This window comes from Enterococcus sp. DIV2467a, from assembly GCF_050532945.1.
Taxonomy (GTDB): domain Bacteria; phylum Bacillota; class Bacilli; order Lactobacillales; family Enterococcaceae; genus Enterococcus; species Enterococcus faecalis.
On record NZ_CP172896.1, the window covers coordinates 48,688 to 67,898 of the forward strand.

General features: G+C 40.0%; 17 protein-coding genes and 1 other annotated feature (1 of these 18 running past the window's edge). Of the genes, 15 read left to right on the forward strand and 2 right to left on the reverse strand.

Going from position 1 to position 19,211, the window contains the following annotated elements; all coding sequences use genetic code 11:
* Nucleotides 1–200 (forward strand) — a binding site (T-box leader); it begins 7 nt to the left of the window's first position.
* A 64-nt stretch (nt 201–264) separates the two neighbouring features.
* From epsC to IGL80_RS00270, 15 genes are all read left to right on the forward strand, one after another.
* Nucleotides 265–804 carry a serine O-acetyltransferase EpsC gene (gene epsC / locus IGL80_RS00200; RefSeq protein ID WP_002356054.1) on the forward strand — a complete coding sequence of 180 codons (540 nt, stop codon included), beginning with the start codon at nt 265–267 and terminating at the stop codon, nt 802–804.
* Entirely contained in the window at nt 797–2,209 is a 1,413-nt protein-coding gene (gene cysS / locus IGL80_RS00205; RefSeq protein WP_002359235.1) for a cysteine--tRNA ligase, read from the forward strand. Before epsC ends, cysS begins: the two co-directional genes overlap by 8 nt.
* Nucleotides 2,206–2,604, forward strand: coding sequence for a Mini-ribonuclease 3 (locus IGL80_RS00210; protein ID WP_002356056.1), 399 nt, complete (start codon nt 2,206–2,208; stop codon nt 2,602–2,604). Before cysS ends, IGL80_RS00210 begins: the two co-directional genes overlap by 4 nt.
* On the forward strand, nt 2,594–3,451 hold the full coding sequence (gene rlmB / locus IGL80_RS00215) for a 23S rRNA (guanosine(2251)-2'-O)-methyltransferase RlmB (RefSeq protein ID WP_002356057.1): 858 nt from the start codon (nt 2,594–2,596) through the stop codon (nt 3,449–3,451). The genes IGL80_RS00210 and rlmB overlap by 11 nt, the downstream gene beginning before the upstream one ends.
* Before the next feature lie 14 nt (nt 3,452–3,465).
* Complete coding sequence (locus IGL80_RS00220; RefSeq protein WP_002356058.1) at nt 3,466–3,996, forward strand: NYN domain-containing protein; 531 nt, start codon at nt 3,466–3,468, stop codon at nt 3,994–3,996.
* 85 nt (nt 3,997–4,081) lie between these two features.
* On the forward strand, nt 4,082–4,648 hold the full coding sequence (locus tag IGL80_RS00225; protein ID WP_002356059.1) for a sigma-70 family RNA polymerase sigma factor: 567 nt from the start codon (nt 4,082–4,084) through the stop codon (nt 4,646–4,648).
* Nucleotides 4,649–4,705: 57 nt separating this feature from the next.
* Nucleotides 4,706–5,008: a Veg family protein gene (locus tag IGL80_RS00230; protein WP_002383497.1), complete on the forward strand. Its 303-nt coding sequence runs from the start codon at nt 4,706–4,708 to the stop codon at nt 5,006–5,008.
* Nucleotides 5,009–5,188: 180 nt separating this feature from the next.
* Nucleotides 5,189–6,040, forward strand: coding sequence for a 4-(cytidine 5'-diphospho)-2-C-methyl-D-erythritol kinase (gene ispE / locus IGL80_RS00235; protein WP_002356061.1), 852 nt, complete (start codon nt 5,189–5,191; stop codon nt 6,038–6,040).
* A 165-nt stretch (nt 6,041–6,205) separates the two neighbouring features.
* Nucleotides 6,206–7,159 carry a metal ABC transporter substrate-binding protein gene (locus IGL80_RS00240; RefSeq protein ID WP_002383496.1) on the forward strand — a complete coding sequence of 318 codons (954 nt, stop codon included), beginning with the start codon at nt 6,206–6,208 and terminating at the stop codon, nt 7,157–7,159.
* A 25-nt stretch (nt 7,160–7,184) separates the two neighbouring features.
* Complete coding sequence (locus IGL80_RS00245; protein ID WP_002356064.1) at nt 7,185–7,877, forward strand: metal ABC transporter ATP-binding protein; 693 nt, start codon at nt 7,185–7,187, stop codon at nt 7,875–7,877.
* 161 nt (nt 7,878–8,038) lie between these two features.
* Nucleotides 8,039–8,878, forward strand: coding sequence for a metal ABC transporter permease (locus IGL80_RS00250; protein WP_002383493.1), 840 nt, complete (start codon nt 8,039–8,041; stop codon nt 8,876–8,878).
* 143 nt (nt 8,879–9,021) lie between these two features.
* Nucleotides 9,022–9,843: a pur operon repressor gene (purR, locus tag IGL80_RS00255; RefSeq protein WP_002381336.1), complete on the forward strand. Its 822-nt coding sequence runs from the start codon at nt 9,022–9,024 to the stop codon at nt 9,841–9,843.
* Nucleotides 9,844–10,044: 201 nt separating this feature from the next.
* Complete coding sequence (gene glmU, locus IGL80_RS00260; protein WP_002359237.1) at nt 10,045–11,430, forward strand: bifunctional UDP-N-acetylglucosamine diphosphorylase/glucosamine-1-phosphate N-acetyltransferase GlmU; 1,386 nt, start codon at nt 10,045–10,047, stop codon at nt 11,428–11,430.
* Nucleotides 11,431–11,870: 440 nt separating this feature from the next.
* Complete coding sequence (locus IGL80_RS00265) at nt 11,871–16,073, forward strand: 5'-nucleotidase C-terminal domain-containing protein (RefSeq protein WP_430598397.1); 4,203 nt, start codon at nt 11,871–11,873, stop codon at nt 16,071–16,073.
* Nucleotides 16,074–16,208: 135 nt separating this feature from the next.
* Entirely contained in the window at nt 16,209–17,888 is a 1,680-nt protein-coding gene (locus IGL80_RS00270; RefSeq protein ID WP_002359239.1) for a peptide ABC transporter substrate-binding protein, read from the forward strand.
* A gap of 46 nt (nt 17,889–17,934) precedes the next feature.
* Here the strand turns inward: IGL80_RS00270 and IGL80_RS00275 are convergent, their stop codons facing one another.
* On the reverse strand, nt 17,935–18,159 hold the full coding sequence (locus tag IGL80_RS00275) for a DUF896 domain-containing protein (RefSeq protein ID WP_002356070.1): 225 nt from the start codon (nt 18,157–18,159) through the stop codon (nt 17,935–17,937).
* A 14-nt stretch (nt 18,160–18,173) separates the two neighbouring features.
* Nucleotides 18,174–19,160, reverse strand: coding sequence for an LLM class flavin-dependent oxidoreductase (locus IGL80_RS00280; protein ID WP_002359240.1), 987 nt, complete (start codon nt 19,158–19,160; stop codon nt 18,174–18,176).
* Between the last annotated feature and the right edge of the window lie 51 nt (nt 19,161–19,211).

The window sequence follows — 19,211 nt, forward strand, 5'->3', positions numbered from 1 at the left end:
CAAAGAATAGAAGAAGTAGACAATCAGATGGATTTCAGAGACGCTGTGGGTGGTGAGAACAGCGAGCATCTTTTGTCGAAATGCATCTATGAGTGGCTTTGGTGAAAAAAGTAACCGAAGACGTCGGCAGGCGTTAACTGTATCGAGGCAAGAGCTAGTTCTTGTGAAGAAAAGTGGAACCACGCATGGGCGTCTTTTAAGCAACGTTTTTTTGTTGCTTAAAAGACGTTTTTTATTTTTGTATAGTAGAAAGGAGTTCACCATATGAGTTGGTTGAAACGTAGCGTCGCAGCTGTTAAAAGAAACGATCCTGCAGCGCGGACCACACTAGAAGTTCTTTTAACGTATCCTGGCTTGCACGCCCTGTTTTGGCATCGCTTGTCTCATTTCTTATATAGGCATCAGTTGTTTTTGTTGGCGAAGATTCATGCACAATTTTGGCGTTTCATAACGGGCGTAGAAATTCATCCCGGAGCCACAATTGGAGCGGGAGTTTTTATCGATCACGGCATGGGCATTGTGATTGGGGAAACCGCGGAAATAGAAGAAGATGTTGTTTTGTTTCACGGAGTGACGTTAGGTGGGACCGGTCGTGATACGGGTAAACGCCATCCAACAGTGAAAAAAGGAGCGATGATTTCGGCACGAGCTCAAATTTTAGGGCCAGTGGTGATTGGTGAACGTTCAAAAATTGGAGCGGGTGCTGTTGTTATTTCAGACATCCCAGCAGATGCCACAGCTGTGGGTGTTCCTGCGAAAGTCGTTCGTCTAAATGGAAGAAAGGTGGAAAAAGGGCATGATTAAAATTTATAATACATTGACCAGAGAAAAAGAAGTATTTACGCCAATTGAGGCGCATAAAGTTCGGATGTATGTCTGCGGACCAACCGTGTATAACTATATCCATATCGGTAATGCGCGCAGTGCGATCGCCTTTGATACGATTCGTCGTTATTTTGAATATCGTGGGTATGAAGTGAATTATGTCTCGAACTTTACAGATGTCGATGATAAAATTATCAAGGCAGCTAAAGAATTGAAAATTACTGCGCCGGAAGTGGCGGAGCGTTTTATCAAAGCCTTTGAAGAAGACACGCAAGCATTGAATGTCCAACCAGCAACGTTACATCCTCGGGTGATGGACCACATGCCTGATATCTTAGCTTTCATCGAAGTTTTAATTGAAAAAGGTTTTGCTTATGAGGTCGCAGGTGATGTGTATTATCGCACCCGTAAATTCCCTAATTATGGTAAATTAAGCCATCAATCGATTGATGAATTAGAAGTGGGGGCAAGTCAACGAACTGGCGTTGAACAACAATTAAAAGAAGACCCATTGGATTTTGCTCTTTGGAAAAGTGCCAAAGAAGATGAAATTTCTTGGGATTCTCCTTGGGGGAAAGGACGTCCCGGCTGGCATATTGAATGCTCTGTCATGGCGACAAAACACTTGGGAGAGACGATTGATATTCATGGCGGTGGACAAGATTTAGAATTTCCACATCATGAGAATGAAATTGCACAGAGCGAAGCCAAAACAGGCCATACCTTTGCCAATTACTGGATGCATAACGGCTATGTCACAATTGGTGAAGACGATGAAAAAATGAGCAAATCCCTAGGTAACTTCATTACTGTTCATGAAATGATTCAAAAAGTGGATCCGCAAATTTTACGTTTCTTTATGTCTACCACCCAGTACCGTCGCCCGATTCGTTATAGCGAAAGCACTCTAAAAGAGGCAGCAGCCAATTATCAAAAATTGAAAAATGCGTTTGAAAATTTACGTTTTAGACAAGCAGATGCGGTCGCAAGTTTGCCAGAGGATGAACACTATTTGGCTCAATTAAACGAATTAGAACAACGTTTTATTACGGAAATGGACGATGATTTCAATGCAGCTAACGGGATTACGGTCGTTTATGAATTAGCGAAGATGATGAATCAGTACAGTGAACAAGCGACAGTTTCGGAACCAGTTCTAGTGGCGATGGATAAGCTTTTCAGTGGCTGGTTAGCTATTTTTGGTTTATTCTTTAAAAACGAAGAATTAGTGGATGCACAAGTCGATGCGTTAATTGAAGAACGGAACCAAGCACGGAAAGACCGTGATTTTGCCCGAAGTGATGAAATCCGCGATTTATTAAAAGAACAAGGCATTGTTTTAGAAGATACTCCGCAAGGGACGAGATGGAGAAGAAGTGAATGAGAGATTACAAACAATTAAACGGTTTAGCTTTGGCCTATGTTGGCGATGCGATTTATGAAATTTACATTCGTGATTATTTAGTTTCCTTGGGACAAACGAAACCGAATGTTTTGCATCGCATGGCGACACATTACGTGTCAGCAAAAGCCCAAGCAAGCTTAATGCAAGCGATGTTAGCGGGAGAAATGCTAACGGAGGAAGAAGAAGTGATGTACAAACGCGGTCGGAATGCTAAAAGTCACACCTTTGCCAAAAATGCTGATGTGACGACCTATCGGGTAGCGACCGGTTTCGAATCCTTGATGGGTTATTTACATTTAACACAACAAAAAGAACGTTTAGAAGAATTAATTAACTGGTGTATCAAGAAAGTAGGTGAAACCAATGAAAAATGAAAAATCTCGTCCTTTTAAAAAAGGTAAGAAACGTCCAGAACGTTCAGATAAGCGTTCAAAAGAACGGAACCCACGACCAGCGACAGCAGGTGCTGATGGAACCTCAGAAGAGCTAGCAGATAACTTTGTCTTTGGTTTCCATGCCACTGTTGAGGCGTTGCAGCAAGGACGCGGGAATAAATTGTTTTTACAAGAAGATGCTCGTGGCGAGAAAATTGAGCAATTAAAACAAGCAGCGAAAGAACAGGCTGTTCCAGTTAAATGGGTGCCTAAAGCAAAATTAGATACGATGAGTGATCACGGCGTGCATCAAGGCATGGTTTTAGCAATCACGGCGTATCAATATTTAACTTTAGAAGAATTATTGGAACAAACAAAAGAAAAGACAGAAACACCATTTTTCCTAATTTTAGACAGTCTAGAGGACCCACATAACTTTGGCTCAATTTTGCGAACTGCTGATGCGACAGGCGTGGACGGTATTATCATTCCGAAACATCGTGCAGTGGGAATTACACCAACCGTAACCAAAGCATCAACAGGGGCCGTGGAACATATTCCAGTGGCTCGTGTAACGAATCTAGCGCAAAGTATTGCAACGCTAAAAGAGAATCAATTTTGGATTTTTGGTACAGATATGTCTGGGACGGATTATCGTCGCTGGAATACACAAGGCGCAATTGCCTTAATCATCGGAAATGAAGGTCGTGGCATGAGTCAAGGTCTTCATAAAGAAGTGGATGAATTATTAACGATTCCAATGACTGGACACGTTCAAAGCTTAAACGCTGGTGTGGCTGCAGGCTTGCTAATGTATGAAGTCTATCGTGGCCGCAACCCATTATAGAAGAAGGCGATTGTATGAAAAAACAATTGTTAATCGTTGATGGCTATAATATGATTGGTGCTTGGCCAGAATTGGTCCAGTTGAAAAAGCAAGAGCGTTTAGAGGATGCGCGTGAACTGCTTCTTAGTCGTCTGTCCAATTATGCCAAATATGAAGGGTTGGAAATCATTGTGGTCTTTGATGCCCAATTAGTCCCAGGTATTCAGCAAACGTACAAAAAGTACCTTTTGACCGTGGTTTTCACCAAAGAAGATGAAACAGCAGATAGTTATATTGAACGTCTAGCTGGTGAAAAAAATGATCGTTTAACGCAAGTAACAGTCGCAACGAGTGATTTGGCTGAACAATGGGTGGTCTTTTCACAAGGTGCATTGCGGACTTCGGCCAATGAACTTTACAAAGCTGTCCAGAAAACAGAAAAGACGATTGCCATTCATGCAACGGATATCCATTTCCAGCAATTTCGTCGAAATTCTCCATGGAACGTGGAGCAGTTATCAAAACTTTCTGAGAAGCTAGAAGAATTGTCTCAAAAAAAAGATTAAACAAATGTTCGCTTAAGTCATAAATTTCTAACATGCTATGCTCTCCTAAATCATTCGATACGTTTATCGAAAAGGAGGGCTTTTTATGTTAGAACAGATTCAACAAGCATTAGCAGGAGACCAAGAACAATTTCAAGCCTTATATGGGCAATATCAGCCAGTGATTTATAAGTGCATGAAAAAATACTATTTAAAAGATTATGATACTGAAGACTGGCTTCAAGAAGGACGAATTGTCTTCTTTCGGACGTTAGAACGATTTGATTCAGAAAAACAAGCATCATTAGGAAAGTTTTTTAAACGAAATTTTGAAAATCACGTACATAGCTTAATTCGCCATCAATGCGCCTATAAGCGGCGAACAGATACCTTGTCTATTTCTCTGGAACAACGATTAGAAAGCGCTGGTGAAGAGTTAGTGGACTATTTAGGGACAGCGGCTACCGACCCATTAGGTCAATTAATGATTCAAGAAAAATTGGCAGCTTTTCCGACACGTCTTTCCTCGTTGGAACAACAAATTTTAAACGCATACTTAAAAGGCTACACGTTAGAAGAAATCGCTAAAGTGCGTGGGGGAACTTTTTCAGCTGTCCGAAGTGCCTATGATCGTGCCAAAGCAAAAATGAAATATACATTAGAAAATGAATAAAAATTCGACAAAACAGCCGGTTTGTCGAGCAAAAGTAGTTGCAAACAGACTTCTAGTATGATAAACTTGAAATTTTTTAAAAAAAGTGATATAATGTTTCTCGAGGTGAATGCAATGCCAACAACGTTATCGTCAATTAAGAAAGATTTGGAAGGCCGTATCGGCAGTGAAATTATGTTAGTTGCTCAGACTGGAAGAAAGCGCCAAACAGAACGTAAAGGAATCTTAACGGAGACTTATCCATCTGTTTTTGTTGTTGACTTGGATCCAGACGAGAACTCATTTGAACGTGTATCTTATAGCTATTCAGATGTTTTAACACGCACCGTTGAAATCGAATTCATCGGTCAAGCCGTATAATTTAGAAAGTCCGCTTAGGAGTGAAGGAAGAGCCCTTCGTTCCTAAGCTCTTTTTAATTTCAGCCATCTGTCGTCAGAGAAAGAGCAATCTTCGGTGTACTTCTTCATGGACATATGATAGAATCTAAAAGATTAAAATGTTGGTAGACAAAAGATTAAGGAAGGTGAATCAGGGAACCGATGGAAATAATCGAACGAGCTCCTGCGAAAATTAATCTTGGGTTAGATGTTCTGCATAAACGTGTGGATGGCTATCATGAAGTTGAATCTATTTTTGCAAGTGTAGATTTAGCCGATCATTTAACTTTTGAAAATCTAGAAGAAGACATCATTCGTATTGAAACGGACAGCTCTTTTTTACCCGTGGATCGACGGAATCATGTCTATCAAGCAGTTGACTTATTAAAGCGTACCTATAATATTCATAAAGGAATTAAAATATATATTGAAAAACGTATCCCCGTGGCAGCTGGTTTAGCAGGGGGGAGCAGTGACTGTGCCGCAGCATTACGAGGCTTAAACAAGCTGTGGAATCTGGGGTTGACGATGGACGAACTCTGTGAAATTGGTAGCCAAATTGGTATGGATGTTCCTTATTGTTTAAGGGGCGGAACAGCCTTTGCAAACGGACGTGGGGAGAAAATTGAAGCATTACCGACCATGCCTCAATGTTGGATTGTGTTAGTTAAACCAAGAATTAGTGTATCCACTAGTACCGTTTTTAATGATTTAGCGGTAGATGAATTGCACCATCCAGATATTGCTGGACTAAGAATAGCTATTGAAAATGGTGATTATACTGGGATGACCCAAACGGTCGGCAATGCGTTGGAAAGTGTCACGATTGCCAGACATCCGATCGTGCAACAAATCAAGGATCGCATGCTGAAGTACGGCGCTGATGCAGCGTTGATGAGCGGCAGTGGACCGACAGTCTTTGCTTTATGTGAAAAGAAAACACGAGCACAACGGATTTATAATGGACTTAAAGGCTTTTGTGAAGAAGTTTATTTGGTTCGGACATTGAAATAAATAAAAACAACAGAGCGTGGAGCAAAAACCCAAAGTGATTTTTGTCCCACGCTCTGTTGTTTTTTAAATTTATTCCTTGACGTCCCGTGATCCATTTGGTACATTATTCCTGGCAAATCGTAAATATTACGGTTTATAACAGGTAAATCGAAAAGAGGACAGAACATGACGAAAATCTACCGCCGTTTGATAATCGGCGTTACTTTAGCAATCAGTGCTTTTCTTTTAGCTAGCTGTGGGCAAACCACACAATCGCCAAAAGAGAAGAAAGAGCTCACGGTAATGACTACTTTTTATCCGATGTACGATTTCGCAAAACAAGTCGTTGGTGATGAGGGAGAGGTTGAGCTGTTGATTCCAGCTGGAACGGAACCACACGATTATGAACCAAGCGCAAAAGACTTAGCGAAAATTACTGATGCGGATGTCTTTGTTTATAATAGTAAAGAGCTAGAAACTTGGGTTCCGAATGTTATTGAAAACTTGGACACGAAAAAAGTTTCAATCGTGGAAGCCAGTCAATCCATTCAATTGATGCAAGGAACAGAAGAGGAAGAATCTGGCGAAGAAGGTCATGAAGGCCATAACCATTCCCACGAACTGGATCCGCATGTCTGGTTAGATCCCGTGTTAGCGCAAAAAGAAGTGATAGCGATTCGGGATGCGCTTATCAAAAAATATCCTGAGAAAAAAGCCGTATTTGAAAAAAATACCGCTGCTTATTTGGAAAAATTGACTGCGCTAGATAAGGAATACCAAGCTGCATTTGCAGGCGCTAAAAATCGGACCTTTGTGACGCAACATGCTGCATTTGGCTATTTGGCAAAACAATATGACTTGACCCAAGAACCGATTGCTGGGATTTCTCCAGACCAAGAACCTTCGCCAAGTCGTTTAGCCGAATTAAAAAAATATATTAAAACAAACAATGTTTCTGTGATCTATTTTGAAGCATCGGCTTCTACAAAAGTAGCCAAAACATTGGCAGATGAGACAGGCGTCGAATTAGCCGTATTGAATCCTTTAGAGAGTTTAACTCAAAAAGAACAAGAAGCAGGCGAGAACTATGTGTCTGTCATGAAAGAAAACCTCGCTGCTTTACAAAAAAGCATTCATTAATCTGGCAACAGAAAGGAGCCAACTTATGCATTATATTGAAGTCGAAAATTTAACCTTCTATTATGATGATGAACCTGTTTTAGAAGATGTTTCTTATTATGTTGATCCAGGGGAATTCGTTATTTTAACAGGAGAAAATGGCGCTGCCAAGTCAACGCTGATCAAAAGTACCTTAGGGTTATTAAAACCAACAAGTGGCAAAATTACGGTCGCTAAAAAAAATAGTGCTGGTGAAAAAATCAGCATTGGCTACATTCCACAACAAGTCGCTTCTTTCAATGCGGGCTTTCCTAGCACCGTCATTGAATTAGTACGTTCAGGTCGTTTTCCCAGAAATCGTTGGTTCAAACCGTTGACGAAAAAAGATCATCTTCATGTGGAAAAAGCTTTGAAATCAGTGGACATGTGGGAAATGCGCCACAAACGAATTGGCGAGCTTTCTGGCGGGCAAAAGCAACGAATTAGTTTAGCACGAGTGTTTGCGACTGATCCAGATTTGTTTATTTTAGATGAGCCAACAACAGGTATGGATGAACAATCGCGAAACGAATTTTATCAATTGTTGCAACACAGTGCGCATGAACATGGAAAAGCTATTTTGATGATTACGCATGATCATGAAGATATCAAAACCTATGTGGATCGTCAAATTCGTCTTGTCCGCAAAGAAGATTCGAAATGGCGTTGCTTCCATATGAGTGAAGAATCGTATACGTAAATTTTCCAATAAAACGTTATCTGGCTCGATAATAACGAAAGCCTAGGAACGGCTTAAAGAAATGTGGGAAAAATTTAAAAAATAAGCAGGAATTAAAAAATTAATTCGCTTAAACGTCGCTACAATGGTAGTGTTCATTTTAGCGGTAAGGAGTGAATCGTATGGCAGAAATGCTTTCTTATGCATTTATGCAAAAGGCCTTTTTAGCAGCACTGTTTATCTCAGTGATTGCTCCAATGCTCGGCGTCTTTCTAGTTATTCGCCGACAATCTTTAATGGCAGATACCCTTTCACATGTGTCATTAGCCGGTGTGGCTCTAGGCTTCTTTTTTAATTGGAATCCTAATTTAATGACCTTAATTGTCGTGATTGTGGCTGCAATCATTCTAGAATATTTACGAATGATTTATAGCACCTATTCAGAAATTTCGATTGCTATTTTAATGTCAGGCGGTTTGGCTTTGGCGTTAGTTTTAATGAATTTAACAGGAGGCAATTCAGCTGCTAGTATTCAATCGTATTTATTTGGTTCCATCGTCACGATTACGTGGGATCAAGTGGTTATGTTGGCAATTTTATTCGTAGTTTTAGTTCTATTGTTTATGTTATTTAAACGTCCAATGTATGTTTTAACATTTGATGAAGATACTGCTCATGTTGATGGGCTACCTATTCATTGGATGTCGATGCTTTTTAATGTAATTACTGGTGTGGCGATTGCTGTGATGATTCCGATCGCGGGAGCCTTGTTAATTTCAGCAATTATGGTCTTACCAGCTGCGATAGGTATGCGAATTGGTAAAGGCTTCAACACGGTGATCATCATCAGTGTGTTTATGGGCTTGATTGGCATGCTAACAGGGTTGACTAGCTCGTATTATTTGGAAACACCACCGAGTGCAAGCATTACCCTAATTTTTATTGGTTTATTCTTATTAGTCAATATTTATCGCCGAGTGGTTGTTATGGTCCAACGAAAACAAAAAATGCAAAGAAACTAAGGAGAAAAACGAAAGTTTTTCTCCTTTATTTCTTTTTTTTAAAAGAAATGGCGAACTATTTTCAGTTATTTGAAAAAAATCCTCGAATTTTTCGGTTAAACCCCTTATAATAAGGAACGATAGAATGAAAAGGAGTGACGAATTTGAAAATTCGGAGAAGTGAACGATTAATCGATATGACCCAATATCTTTTAGATCATCCCCATACATTGGTTTCTTTGACATATTTTGCTGACCGATACCAATCTGCCAAGTCTTCCATTAGTGAAGATTTAGCAATTGTTAAAAAAACATTTAAAGAACGTGGAACAGGTATTTTAGAAACGATTCCAGGCGCTGCAGGCGGTGTCCGCTTTATCCCTGAAATTCCTTATGAGGAAGCGGAGCAGTTGATTATGGATTTGTGTGATCGTTTGTCAGAACAAGATCGCTTATTACCTGGGGGTTATGTTTATCTTTCAGATTTACTTGGGGAACCGAATTTATTAAGACAAGTGGGCCGGATTATTGCTTCTAAATATTTAGGCAAACAAATTGATGCGGTAATGACCGTTGCGACCAAAGGAGTGCCAATTGCGCAAGCTGTGTCTTATTACTTAAATGTTCCGTTTGTGATTGTTCGTCGCGATTCTAAGATTACTGAAGGTTCAACGGTGAGCGTGAACTATGTATCAGGGTCTTCAGAACGTATCGAAAAAATGGAACTTTCAAAACGCAGCTTAAAACGCGGCTCAAAAGTTTTAGTCGTGGATGACTTCATGAAAGGCGGCGGCACCGTCAATGGTATGAAGAGTATGATTGAAGAATTTGAAGCAGAACTTGTGGGCATTACCGTTTTTGCTGAGTCAAAATTCAATGGCCGTCGTGCAATCGATGACTACACTTCGCTATTATATGTGGAAGATGTGGATACACAAACAAAAACGATTAGCGTAGTCCCAGGAAACTATTTCACAGAGAAATAATTTGAAAAAGAACCTGAAAATGGTCCATTCCATTTTCAGGTTCTTTTTTTCTGTTTTATTCCTTTAAAAAAAGATGAGAAAATAAATTGGTCTACCTTTTAAATGCCTTATTTTGTTGAAAAAGACAAAAGAGTAAGATAAACTAGAAAAGGTATAATGAGGACGATTTAGAAGAAAATCAAACAATTTAGTTAATTTGAGGTGGCAAACGTGGAAAATAGATACGCAATTATTTTAGCAGCTGGTAAAGGAACACGCATGAAATCTAAACTTTATAAAGTATTGCATCCAGTTGCTGGTAAACCAATGGTCGAACATATTTTAGATCAAGTAGAACAAACAGAACCAACAGAAATCGTGACGATCGTTGGACACGGGGCGGAAATGATTAAAAGCCATTTAGGCGAACGTAGTCAATATGCCTTACAAGCTGAACAATTGGGAACTGGGCATGCAGTCATGCAAGCACAAGAGTTATTAGGTGGCAAACAAGGAACAACATTAGTTATTACAGGGGATACGCCGTTATTAACTGCAGAAACCTTGAAAAACTTATTCGATTACCATCAAGGTAAGAATGCAAGTGCGACTATTTTAACAGCGCATGCGGAAGACCCAACAGGCTATGGTCGAATTATTCGTGACCATGTGGGCATTGTTGAACGAATCGTGGAACAAAAAGATGCCAGTGAAGAAGAAGCACGTGTTCAAGAAATTAATACAGGAACCTTCTGTTTTGATAATGAATCATTGTTTGAAGCGTTAGCGAAAACAGATACAAACAACACACAAGGGGAATACTATTTAACAGATATCATTGAAATTTTGAAAAAAGAAGGCAAAGCTGTCGCTGCTTACCAAATGGCAGACTTTGACGAAGCAATGGGTGTAAATGATCGTGTTGCTTTATCCACTGCTAATAAAATTATGCATCGTCGGTTAAATGAGATGCATATGCGAAATGGTGTTACATTTATTGATCCAGACACAACGTATATTGATGAAGGCGTGGTAATTGGTTCAGACACAGTCATTGAAGCGGGAGTCACTATCAAAGGAAAAACAGTGATTGGCGAAGATTGCTGGATTGGCGCACATTCAGAAATCGTTGATAGTCACATCGGCAATCAAGTGGTTGTTAAACAGTCTGTGATTGAAGAAAGTGTGGTTCGCGAGGGGGCCGATGTGGGTCCGTATGCACATTTACGTCCTAAAGCAGATGTGGGGGTAAACGTACACATTGGTAACTTCGTGGAAGTAAAAAATGCAACAATCGATGAAGGCACAAAAGTGGGCCATTTAACATACGTTGGTGATGCAACATTAGGCAAAGATATTAATGTCGGTTGCGGCGTTGTTTTTGTTAATTATGATGGCAAAAATAAACACCAAACAGTCGTGGGTGATCACGCGTTTATTGGCTCTGCAACGAACATTGTTGCGCCAGTCACGATTGGTGATCATGCGGTGACTGCTGCTGGTTCAACTATCACAGAAGATGTCCCTTCAGAAGATTTGGCGATTGCCCGGGCACGTCAAGTGAATAAAGAAGGCTATGCTAAAAAGTTACCTTATATGAAGGATTAACCTCAAATAAAAAAGAACGCTCTTTTGCTTAAGCAAAAGAGCGTTCTTTTTCCTCCTTAAAGACTAGACCAATTGCTGCTAATATTTGTTTAGAGGTATTCAAGGACTAGACCAATGCTGTTTATTCGGTATTTTTAGTTATTTTTTTCAAAAAAATAGTTTTTGTTCTGCTTTTCCAATATAAAAAGACTTTCTTTTTTATAAAGTTCGTGTTTTGGTCAAAATTACTATTTTTTTCACAAACAAATCCGCTGTATTGTCCAAAAATAAAAACAATTTACAGGAAAAACATCTTATTTTAACGGAATTTACTGTTTTTTATTTAACGGATATATTATGATAGGAAAAGAAGAGCAGCGTGATGGGGGAAGGCTCTTTTTGTTGTTTGTTACTTTGACAATTGTTTGTTGCAAATGGGTTGAAACACAAGGAGGAAATTTGTGAAAAAGTTGAGCTTTAAAAAAGTGAAGTGGGGCATGCATTTTTTAATGGCTGTTGCGTTGATAGCGCCAAGCGTTACTAGTACGGCATATGCAGTAGAAACAACGAGTCAACAAAGTTCAGAAGCAGTAACAAGTACCACCGATTCAAGTAGAAAACAAGAACCAGTCATTACACAGGAAACAACAGACATCAAACAAGAAGCACCAAATCAGGCTACGAGTGACAGTGTCAAGCAGTCACAAGAAACCACAGCACCAACAGAGACGACGAATTTAGAAACGTCAACCGCTGAAAAAGAAGAAACGAGCACGCCGCAAAAAATAACAATTTTAGGTACGTCAGATGTTCATGGTCAATTATGGAATTGGTCTTATGAAGATGATAAAGAATTACCAGTTGGTTTGTCCCAAGTAAGTACAGTCGTCAACCAAGTCCGGGCACAAAACCCAGCAGGCACCGTTTTAATTGATAATGGCGACAATATTCAAGGCACTATTTTAACAGATGACTTGTATAATAAAGCGCCTTTAGTGAATGAAAAGACCCATCCAATGATTACCGCCATGAATGTGATGAAGTATGATGCAATGGTTTTGGGGAATCATGAGTTTAATTTTGGTTTACCGTTAATCCAAAAAATTCAAAAAGAAGCCACTTTTCCAATCTTGTCTGCGAATACCTACAATAAGGATGGTAGTCGTTTTGTTGAAGGGACTACCACGAAGGAACTTGATCTTAATCAAGATGGGCAGCCAGATTTAAAAGTTGGGATTATCGGCTTAACAATCCCGCACATTCCTTTGTGGGATGGCCCTCGTGTTACTTCGCTTAATTTTTTACCTTTGAAAGAAGAAGCAGAAAAAGCAGTTACTGAGTTGAAAACTAACGATCAGGCTGACATTATTGTTGCTTCGATTCATGCGGGACAACAAAATAGTGATCCGGCTGCCAGTGCCGACCAAGTAATTGAAAATGTCGCGGGGATTGATGCGTATATTCTGGGTCATGACCACCTTTCTTTTACCAAGCAAGGAGCAGCGCCGAATGGAAAAACTGTACCGGTAGGGGGACCTAAAGATACAGGGACAGAAGTTGTTAAGATTGATCTTTCAGTTGCTAAAAATGCCGATAAGTGGGAAGTGCAAGAAGGTACAGCAACGATTGTACCAACAACGAATGTTCCAGCAGATGAAGCAGTTAAGGCAGCGACAAAAGAATACCATGAAAAAACGCGAGCGTTTATTCAGGAGGAGATCGGCACAGCAACAGCTGATTTTTTACCAAAACAAGAAATTAAAGGAATTCCCGAAGCACAATTACAACCAACAGCGATGATTTCTTTAATTAATAACGTTCAAAAAGAAGTAACGGGCGCACAATTAAGTGCGGCAGCGCTGTTTAAATACGACAGTAAATTACCTGCGGGGAAGATTTCCTATGCCACGATTTTTGATATCTACAAATACCCGAATACCTTAGTGAGTGTTCCCATTAACGGTGAAAACTTACTGAAGTATTTGGAAAAACAAGGGGCGTACTATAACCAAACACAGCCAGATGATTTGACCGTTAGTTTTAATCCAAACATTCGTGTATATAACTATGACATGATTTCTGGAGTGGACTACAAGATTGACATTTCAAAACCAGTGGGTGAACGAATTGTAGATGCGAAAATTGACGGCCAACCGTTGGATCCTGCCAAAGAATATACGATTGCTATGAATAATTATCGTTACGGCGGTTTAGCTAGCCAAGGGATTCAAGTAGGAGAACCTATTAAAAATTCTGATCCAGAAACCTTACGAGGAATGATTGTTGATTATATTAAGAAAAAAGGAACGCTTGATCCAGAACAAGAAATCGAACGAAATTGGTCAATTATTGGGACAAATTTTGATGAAAAATGGCGTGCCAAAGCAATCGAATTAGTGAATGACGGCACTCTTCAAATTCCGACTTCTCCTGATGGACGTACACCAAACGCCGCCGCTATTACGAAACAAGATGTCCGTAATGCGGGTTTTGATTTAGATAATGCATATACCATTATGCACACAAATGACGTTCATGGACGATTAGAAGCAGGGAAAGGCGAATTGGGTATGGCGCGTCTAAAAACCTTTAAAGACCAAGAAAACCCAACCTTGATGGTGGATGCAGGGGATGTTTTCCAAGGATTACCAATCTCCAATTTCTCCAAAGGCGCGGATATGGCCAAAGCAATGAATGAAGTTGGTTATGATGCCATGGCGGTGGGAAATCACGAGTTTGATTTTGGTTTAGAGATTGCACTAGGTTATAAAGACCAACTGAATTTTCCGATTTTATCTAGTAATACGTATTACAAAGATGGCAGTGGACGGGTTTTTGATCCGTATACAATCGTAGAAAAAGCCGGGAAAAAGTTTGCCATTGTAGGTGTGACGACCCCAGAAACAGCAACGAAAACACACCCGAAAAACGTGGAGAAGGTGACATTTAAAGACCCGATTCCAGAAGTAGAAGCAGTGATTAATGAAATTAAAGAGAAGTACGCGGATATTCAAGCTTTCGTAGTTACTGGGCATTTAGGCGTAGATGAAACGACGCCGCATATCTGGCGTGGTGATACGCTAGCAGAAACCCTTAGTCAAACATATCCTGAGTTAGATATTAATGTGATTGATGGACATTCGCATACAGCCGTCGAAAGCGGCAAACGTTATGGCAAAGTGATCTATGCTCAAACAGGTAATTATTTAAATAATGTTGGGATCGTCACAGCACCAGAGAGTGAACCAACTAAGAAAACAGCAAAATTGATTTCAGCAGCAGAGTTGCTAGAATTGCCAGAAAACCCGGCAGTTAAAGCCATCGTTGATGAAGCACGAACGAATTTTAACGCTGAAAATGAAAAAGTAATTGTCGATTATATTCCATTCACATTGGATGGACAACGAGAAAATGTGCGCACACGAGAGACCAACTTAGGGAATTTGATTGGTGATGCGATTATGTCATATGGCCAAGACGCGTTTAGTCAACCTGCTGATTTTGCAGTAACTAATGGTGGCGGCATTCGCGCTGATATTAAACAAGGGCCAATTAAAGTTGGGGATGTCATTGCTGTGTTACCTTTTGGCAATAGCATTGCGCAAATTCAAGTAACCGGCGCTCAAGTTAAAGAAATGTTTGAAATGTCTGTTCGTTCGATTCCACAAAAAGATGAGAATGGCACAATTTTACTAGATGATGCTGGCCAACCAAAACTTGGCGCAAATGGTGGTTTCCTACATGTTTCAAGCTCCATTCGTATCCACTATGATTCCACAAAACCAGGTACTCGCTTGGCTAGTGACGAAGGCAATGAAACAGGACAAACGATTGTCGGTAGTCGCGTATTAGGAATAGAAATTAAAAATCGGCAAACACAAAAGTTTGAACCATTGGATGAGAAGAAACAATACCGGATGGCTACCAATGATTTCTTAGCTGCTGGTGGTGATGGTTACGATATGCTAGGTGGTGAACGAGAAGAAGGGATTTCACTAGATGCTGTCTTGATTGAATACTTGAAAAGTGCAACCAGCTTGCGGTTGTATCGTGCAGCAACGACGATTGATTTAGCACAATATAAAGAACCATTCCCAGGCGAACGAATTGTTTCTATTTCGGAAGAAGCTTACAAAGAGTTAATCGGTGGAGGAGAGACGCCAAAACCAGATCCAACACCAGATCCAAAACCAGATCCAAAACCAGATCCAAAACCAGATCCAAAACCAGATCCAAAACCAGATCCAAAACCAGATCCAAAACCAGATCCAAAACCAGATCCAAAACCAGATCCAAAACCAGATCCAAAACCAGATCCAAAACCAGATCCAAAACCAGATCCAAAACCAGATCCAAAACCAGATCCAAAACCAGATCCAAAACCAGATCCAAAACCAGATCCAAAACCAGATCCAAAACCAGACCCAACATCAGATCCAAAATCAGACCCGAAACCAACACCAGAAACACCAGTAGCAACCAATAAACAAAACCAAGCGGGAGCAAGACAGAGCAATCCATCCGTAACAGAGAAGAAAAAGTATGGCGGCTTTTTACCTAAAACAGGTACAGAAACAGAAACGCTTGCGTTATATGGTTTACTGTTCGTTGGACTTTCTTCTTCTGGCTGGTATATTTATAAACGACGTAACAAAGCTAGTTAGTCATTTTTTAAGAACCGTCCTTCGGGATTGGTTCTTTTTTTATTTTAACGCTTGCCATTTTTTTTTAATTTTAGTATTATAAGAATATTCTAAAAATTAAAAAATGAAGAGTTTTTTCTGTGAAGGGAGAAAGGCATGAAAAGTAAACGTATAAAAGGACTTATCGGGTTAAGTTTAACAACGCTGTTAGTTTTAGCTGCTTGTGGTAGTGATGGGGGAGCTGGCGCCGAAAAAGCAAAAGGCGGATCAGAGAAAACTGCCGCTAAACAAGAATTTAAAGTAGTAGTTCAACAAGAAATGCCTTCTGCAGATTTATCTTTAGGAACAGATACAATTAGTTTTACGGCACTGAATAATGCGTATGAAGGAATTTATCGTTTAGATGATAAAAGCAAGCCGCAACCAGCAGGGGCTAAAGAAAAAGTGCAAGTCAGTGATGATGGTCTGACGTACACAGTGAAACTAAGAGAAGAAGCAAAATGGTCCAATGGTGATCCTGTCACAGCTGCCGATTATGTTTTTAGTTGGCAACGTACAGCAGATCCTCAGACTGGCGCTGAGTATGCTTATTTTCTAGAAATGATTGAAAACGGCGCAGATATTGTAGCTGGTAAGAAACCAGTTTCTGAATTAGGCATTAAAGCAAACGGGGATTATGAGCTAGAAATTAAACTGGCAAAACCAACACCATATTTTGATTATTTACTGGCCTTTCCACTATTTTTCCCGCAACATCAAGCAACCGTAGAGAAATATGGCAAAGATTACGCTGCTTCCAGTGAAAAAGCAGTCTATAATGGTCCGTTTGTCTTAGCTAACTTTGAAGGGGCTGGCTCAGATACCAATTGGACTTTGGAAAAAAATGAAAACTATTGGGATAAAGACAATGTCAAATTAGATAAAATCAATTTTGATGTCGTCAAGGAGGCACCAACTGCCTTGAACTTATTCCAAGATGGTCAAGCAGACGATGTTATTTTAAGTGGCGAATTGGCCCAGCAAATGGCGAAGGATCCAGAATTGGTTATCGAAAAAGAAGCACGAACCAGCTATTTGGAATTTAATCAGCGAGATAAAAATTCACCCTATAATAATGTGAATTTACGCAAAGCAATTTCAGCAGCGATTGATCGCAACGCATTAGTAGATAAAATTTTAGGCGACGGCTCAGTAGTCGCTACCGGCTTAATTCCAGAAGGGATGTCGTATTCGCCGACAGATGACACAGATTTTGCTGATGAAAATAAAAAAATTGTTGAATATAGCCCAGAAAAAGCAAAAGAATATTGGGCAAAAGCGAAGAAAGAATTGGGCATAACAACACTCAAAATGGATATTGTTGCCGATGATGTCGATTCTACGAAAAAGTTAGCGGAATATATTCAAGGTACGTTAAAGGATACTTTAGAGGGCATTGATGTAACAGTGAGCCCAGTGCCGTTTTCAGTTCGAATTGATCGAGGTAGTCGCGGCGATTTTGAGACAATCTTAGGTGGTTGGGCTGCGGATTACGCAGATCCCAGTAGTTTCTTAGATCTTTTTGTTACTGGTAATAACTATAATCGCGGGCGTTTTTCAAGTAAAGCCTACGATGAGTTGATTGAGGCTTCAGCTACAAGAGATGCTTCAGATCCTGAAAAACGTTGGGAAGACATGGTTAAGGCTGAGAAGTTATTGATTGGTGAAGAGACCGCTTTAGCACCACTTTATCAAAAGGCGACTGCCCATCTACGCAGTAAAGAAGTGAAAGGCGTCGTTGCCCATGGTGCTGGCGCACAATATGATTATAAGTGGACATATGTGACAGAAGAGTAGTTAAAAAGAGACACAGAATAGTCAAATCGACTGTTCTGTGTCTCTTTTAATCAAAATATTTCTGCTGTTCTTCTTTTAATTTTTCTGGGGTTACATCTTCACCAGTAGGATCATAAATAGTGACGCCCATTAATGTTTTATTGAATTGTTCACGAATGGTCCGCAAATATTCTTGTCGCAAATCGACACGAAGAGCTTGTTCTTCAGATGTTAAACCTTGTTCACGCTCTTTTTGTGCAAGCGTATTAATTCTTTTTAAAACCTCTAACATTTCTCATTTCCTTTCTATAATAATTCTTTTGCTAGGCGTTCAAACGATTGAAAGCGCGTTTGTTTGTCATAACCTGGGGTGATTAGCATTGCTTCTGTCAACCCTAGTTCTTCTTGTTGGTGGAAAAACTCCGCAACTTCTTGGCTACTGCCAATGACAAAGCGTTGTTTATTTTGTTCTAAAACCAGTTTGTCCATTTCACTGTAAGGGAAAGCTAGGGCTTCTTCTGGCGATAAAAATTTATTTGGAAGCCCATGTTCGGTGGCAAAGATATAATGCTCGAAACTAGCCGCATGGTATTCTGCTTCTTCTTTCGTGTCGGCGGCAAAAGTGAAATACGCAGCGCTCACTTGCGGCTCTTGTTGTTCAGTTACTGGTCGGAAATGCTTGTAATATGCGGACAATACTTCTTTGGGCAAATGTCCATGAATAAACTGCGCAAAGGAAAAATTAATGCCATATTCACCAGCTGAACGTGCGCTTTCTTTGCTAGCACCTAGTAACCAGGGTTGTGGTAATAGAACTTCCCGCGGAACAGCTGAAATTTTAGAATATAAATGATCTTCAGGAAATTCCTCTCTTAAAAAGAGTAAAATTTCAGGTAATTTATCAAATTGGTCTAGCTGTGGTGGCTGACCATTATTTAACGCTAACGTAGTCAAAGGGCTGCCGCCAGGCGAGCGGCCCATGCCTAAATCGATTCGATCAGGATATAAAGCTGCTAATGTTTTAAACGTTTCTGCGACTTTAAATGGCGCATAATGCATGGTCATGATGCCACCCGCGCCAACACGAATTTTTTCGGTGGCACTAGCAATATGTGCAACTAAAATTTCTGGCGTTGCACTGGCAAAGGCGTCTGAGCCGTGATGTTCGGCATACCAAATTCTTGTGTAACCAAGTTTTTCCGCTAATTGAGCGAGCTCTTTGGCTTCTTGTAATGTGTCGCTTGCTGATTGATTTTTAGGAACCGTTAATTGATCTAAGATATTTAATTTCATGTATGTAGTCTCCTTCTTGGTTATTTTTTTGAAGCTACCGCTATTATCACG

Coding starts and splice junctions, on each gene's coding strand:
- epsC (WP_002356054.1), top strand. CDS start 265: ATGAGTTGGTTGAAACGTAGCGTCGCAGCTGTTAAAAGAAACGATCCT.
- cysS (WP_002359235.1), top strand. CDS start 797: ATGATTAAAATTTATAATACATTGACCAGAGAAAAAGAAGTATTTACG.
- IGL80_RS00210 (WP_002356056.1), top strand. CDS start 2,206: ATGAGAGATTACAAACAATTAAACGGTTTAGCTTTGGCCTATGTTGGC.
- rlmB (WP_002356057.1), top strand. CDS start 2,594: ATGAAAAATGAAAAATCTCGTCCTTTTAAAAAAGGTAAGAAACGTCCA.
- IGL80_RS00220 (WP_002356058.1), top strand. CDS start 3,466: ATGAAAAAACAATTGTTAATCGTTGATGGCTATAATATGATTGGTGCT.
- IGL80_RS00225 (WP_002356059.1), top strand. CDS start 4,082: ATGTTAGAACAGATTCAACAAGCATTAGCAGGAGACCAAGAACAATTT.
- IGL80_RS00230 (WP_002383497.1), top strand. CDS start 4,706: ATGATAAACTTGAAATTTTTTAAAAAAAGTGATATAATGTTTCTCGAG.
- ispE (WP_002356061.1), top strand. CDS start 5,189: ATGGAAATAATCGAACGAGCTCCTGCGAAAATTAATCTTGGGTTAGAT.
- IGL80_RS00240 (WP_002383496.1), top strand. CDS start 6,206: ATGACGAAAATCTACCGCCGTTTGATAATCGGCGTTACTTTAGCAATC.
- IGL80_RS00245 (WP_002356064.1), top strand. CDS start 7,185: ATGCATTATATTGAAGTCGAAAATTTAACCTTCTATTATGATGATGAA.
- IGL80_RS00250 (WP_002383493.1), top strand. CDS start 8,039: ATGGCAGAAATGCTTTCTTATGCATTTATGCAAAAGGCCTTTTTAGCA.
- IGL80_RS00270 (WP_002359239.1), top strand. CDS start 16,209: ATGAAAAGTAAACGTATAAAAGGACTTATCGGGTTAAGTTTAACAACG.
- IGL80_RS00275 (WP_002356070.1), bottom strand. CDS start 18,159: ATGTTAGAGGTTTTAAAAAGAATTAATACGCTTGCACAAAAAGAGCGT.
- IGL80_RS00280 (WP_002359240.1), bottom strand. CDS start 19,160: ATGAAATTAAATATCTTAGATCAATTAACGGTTCCTAAAAATCAATCA.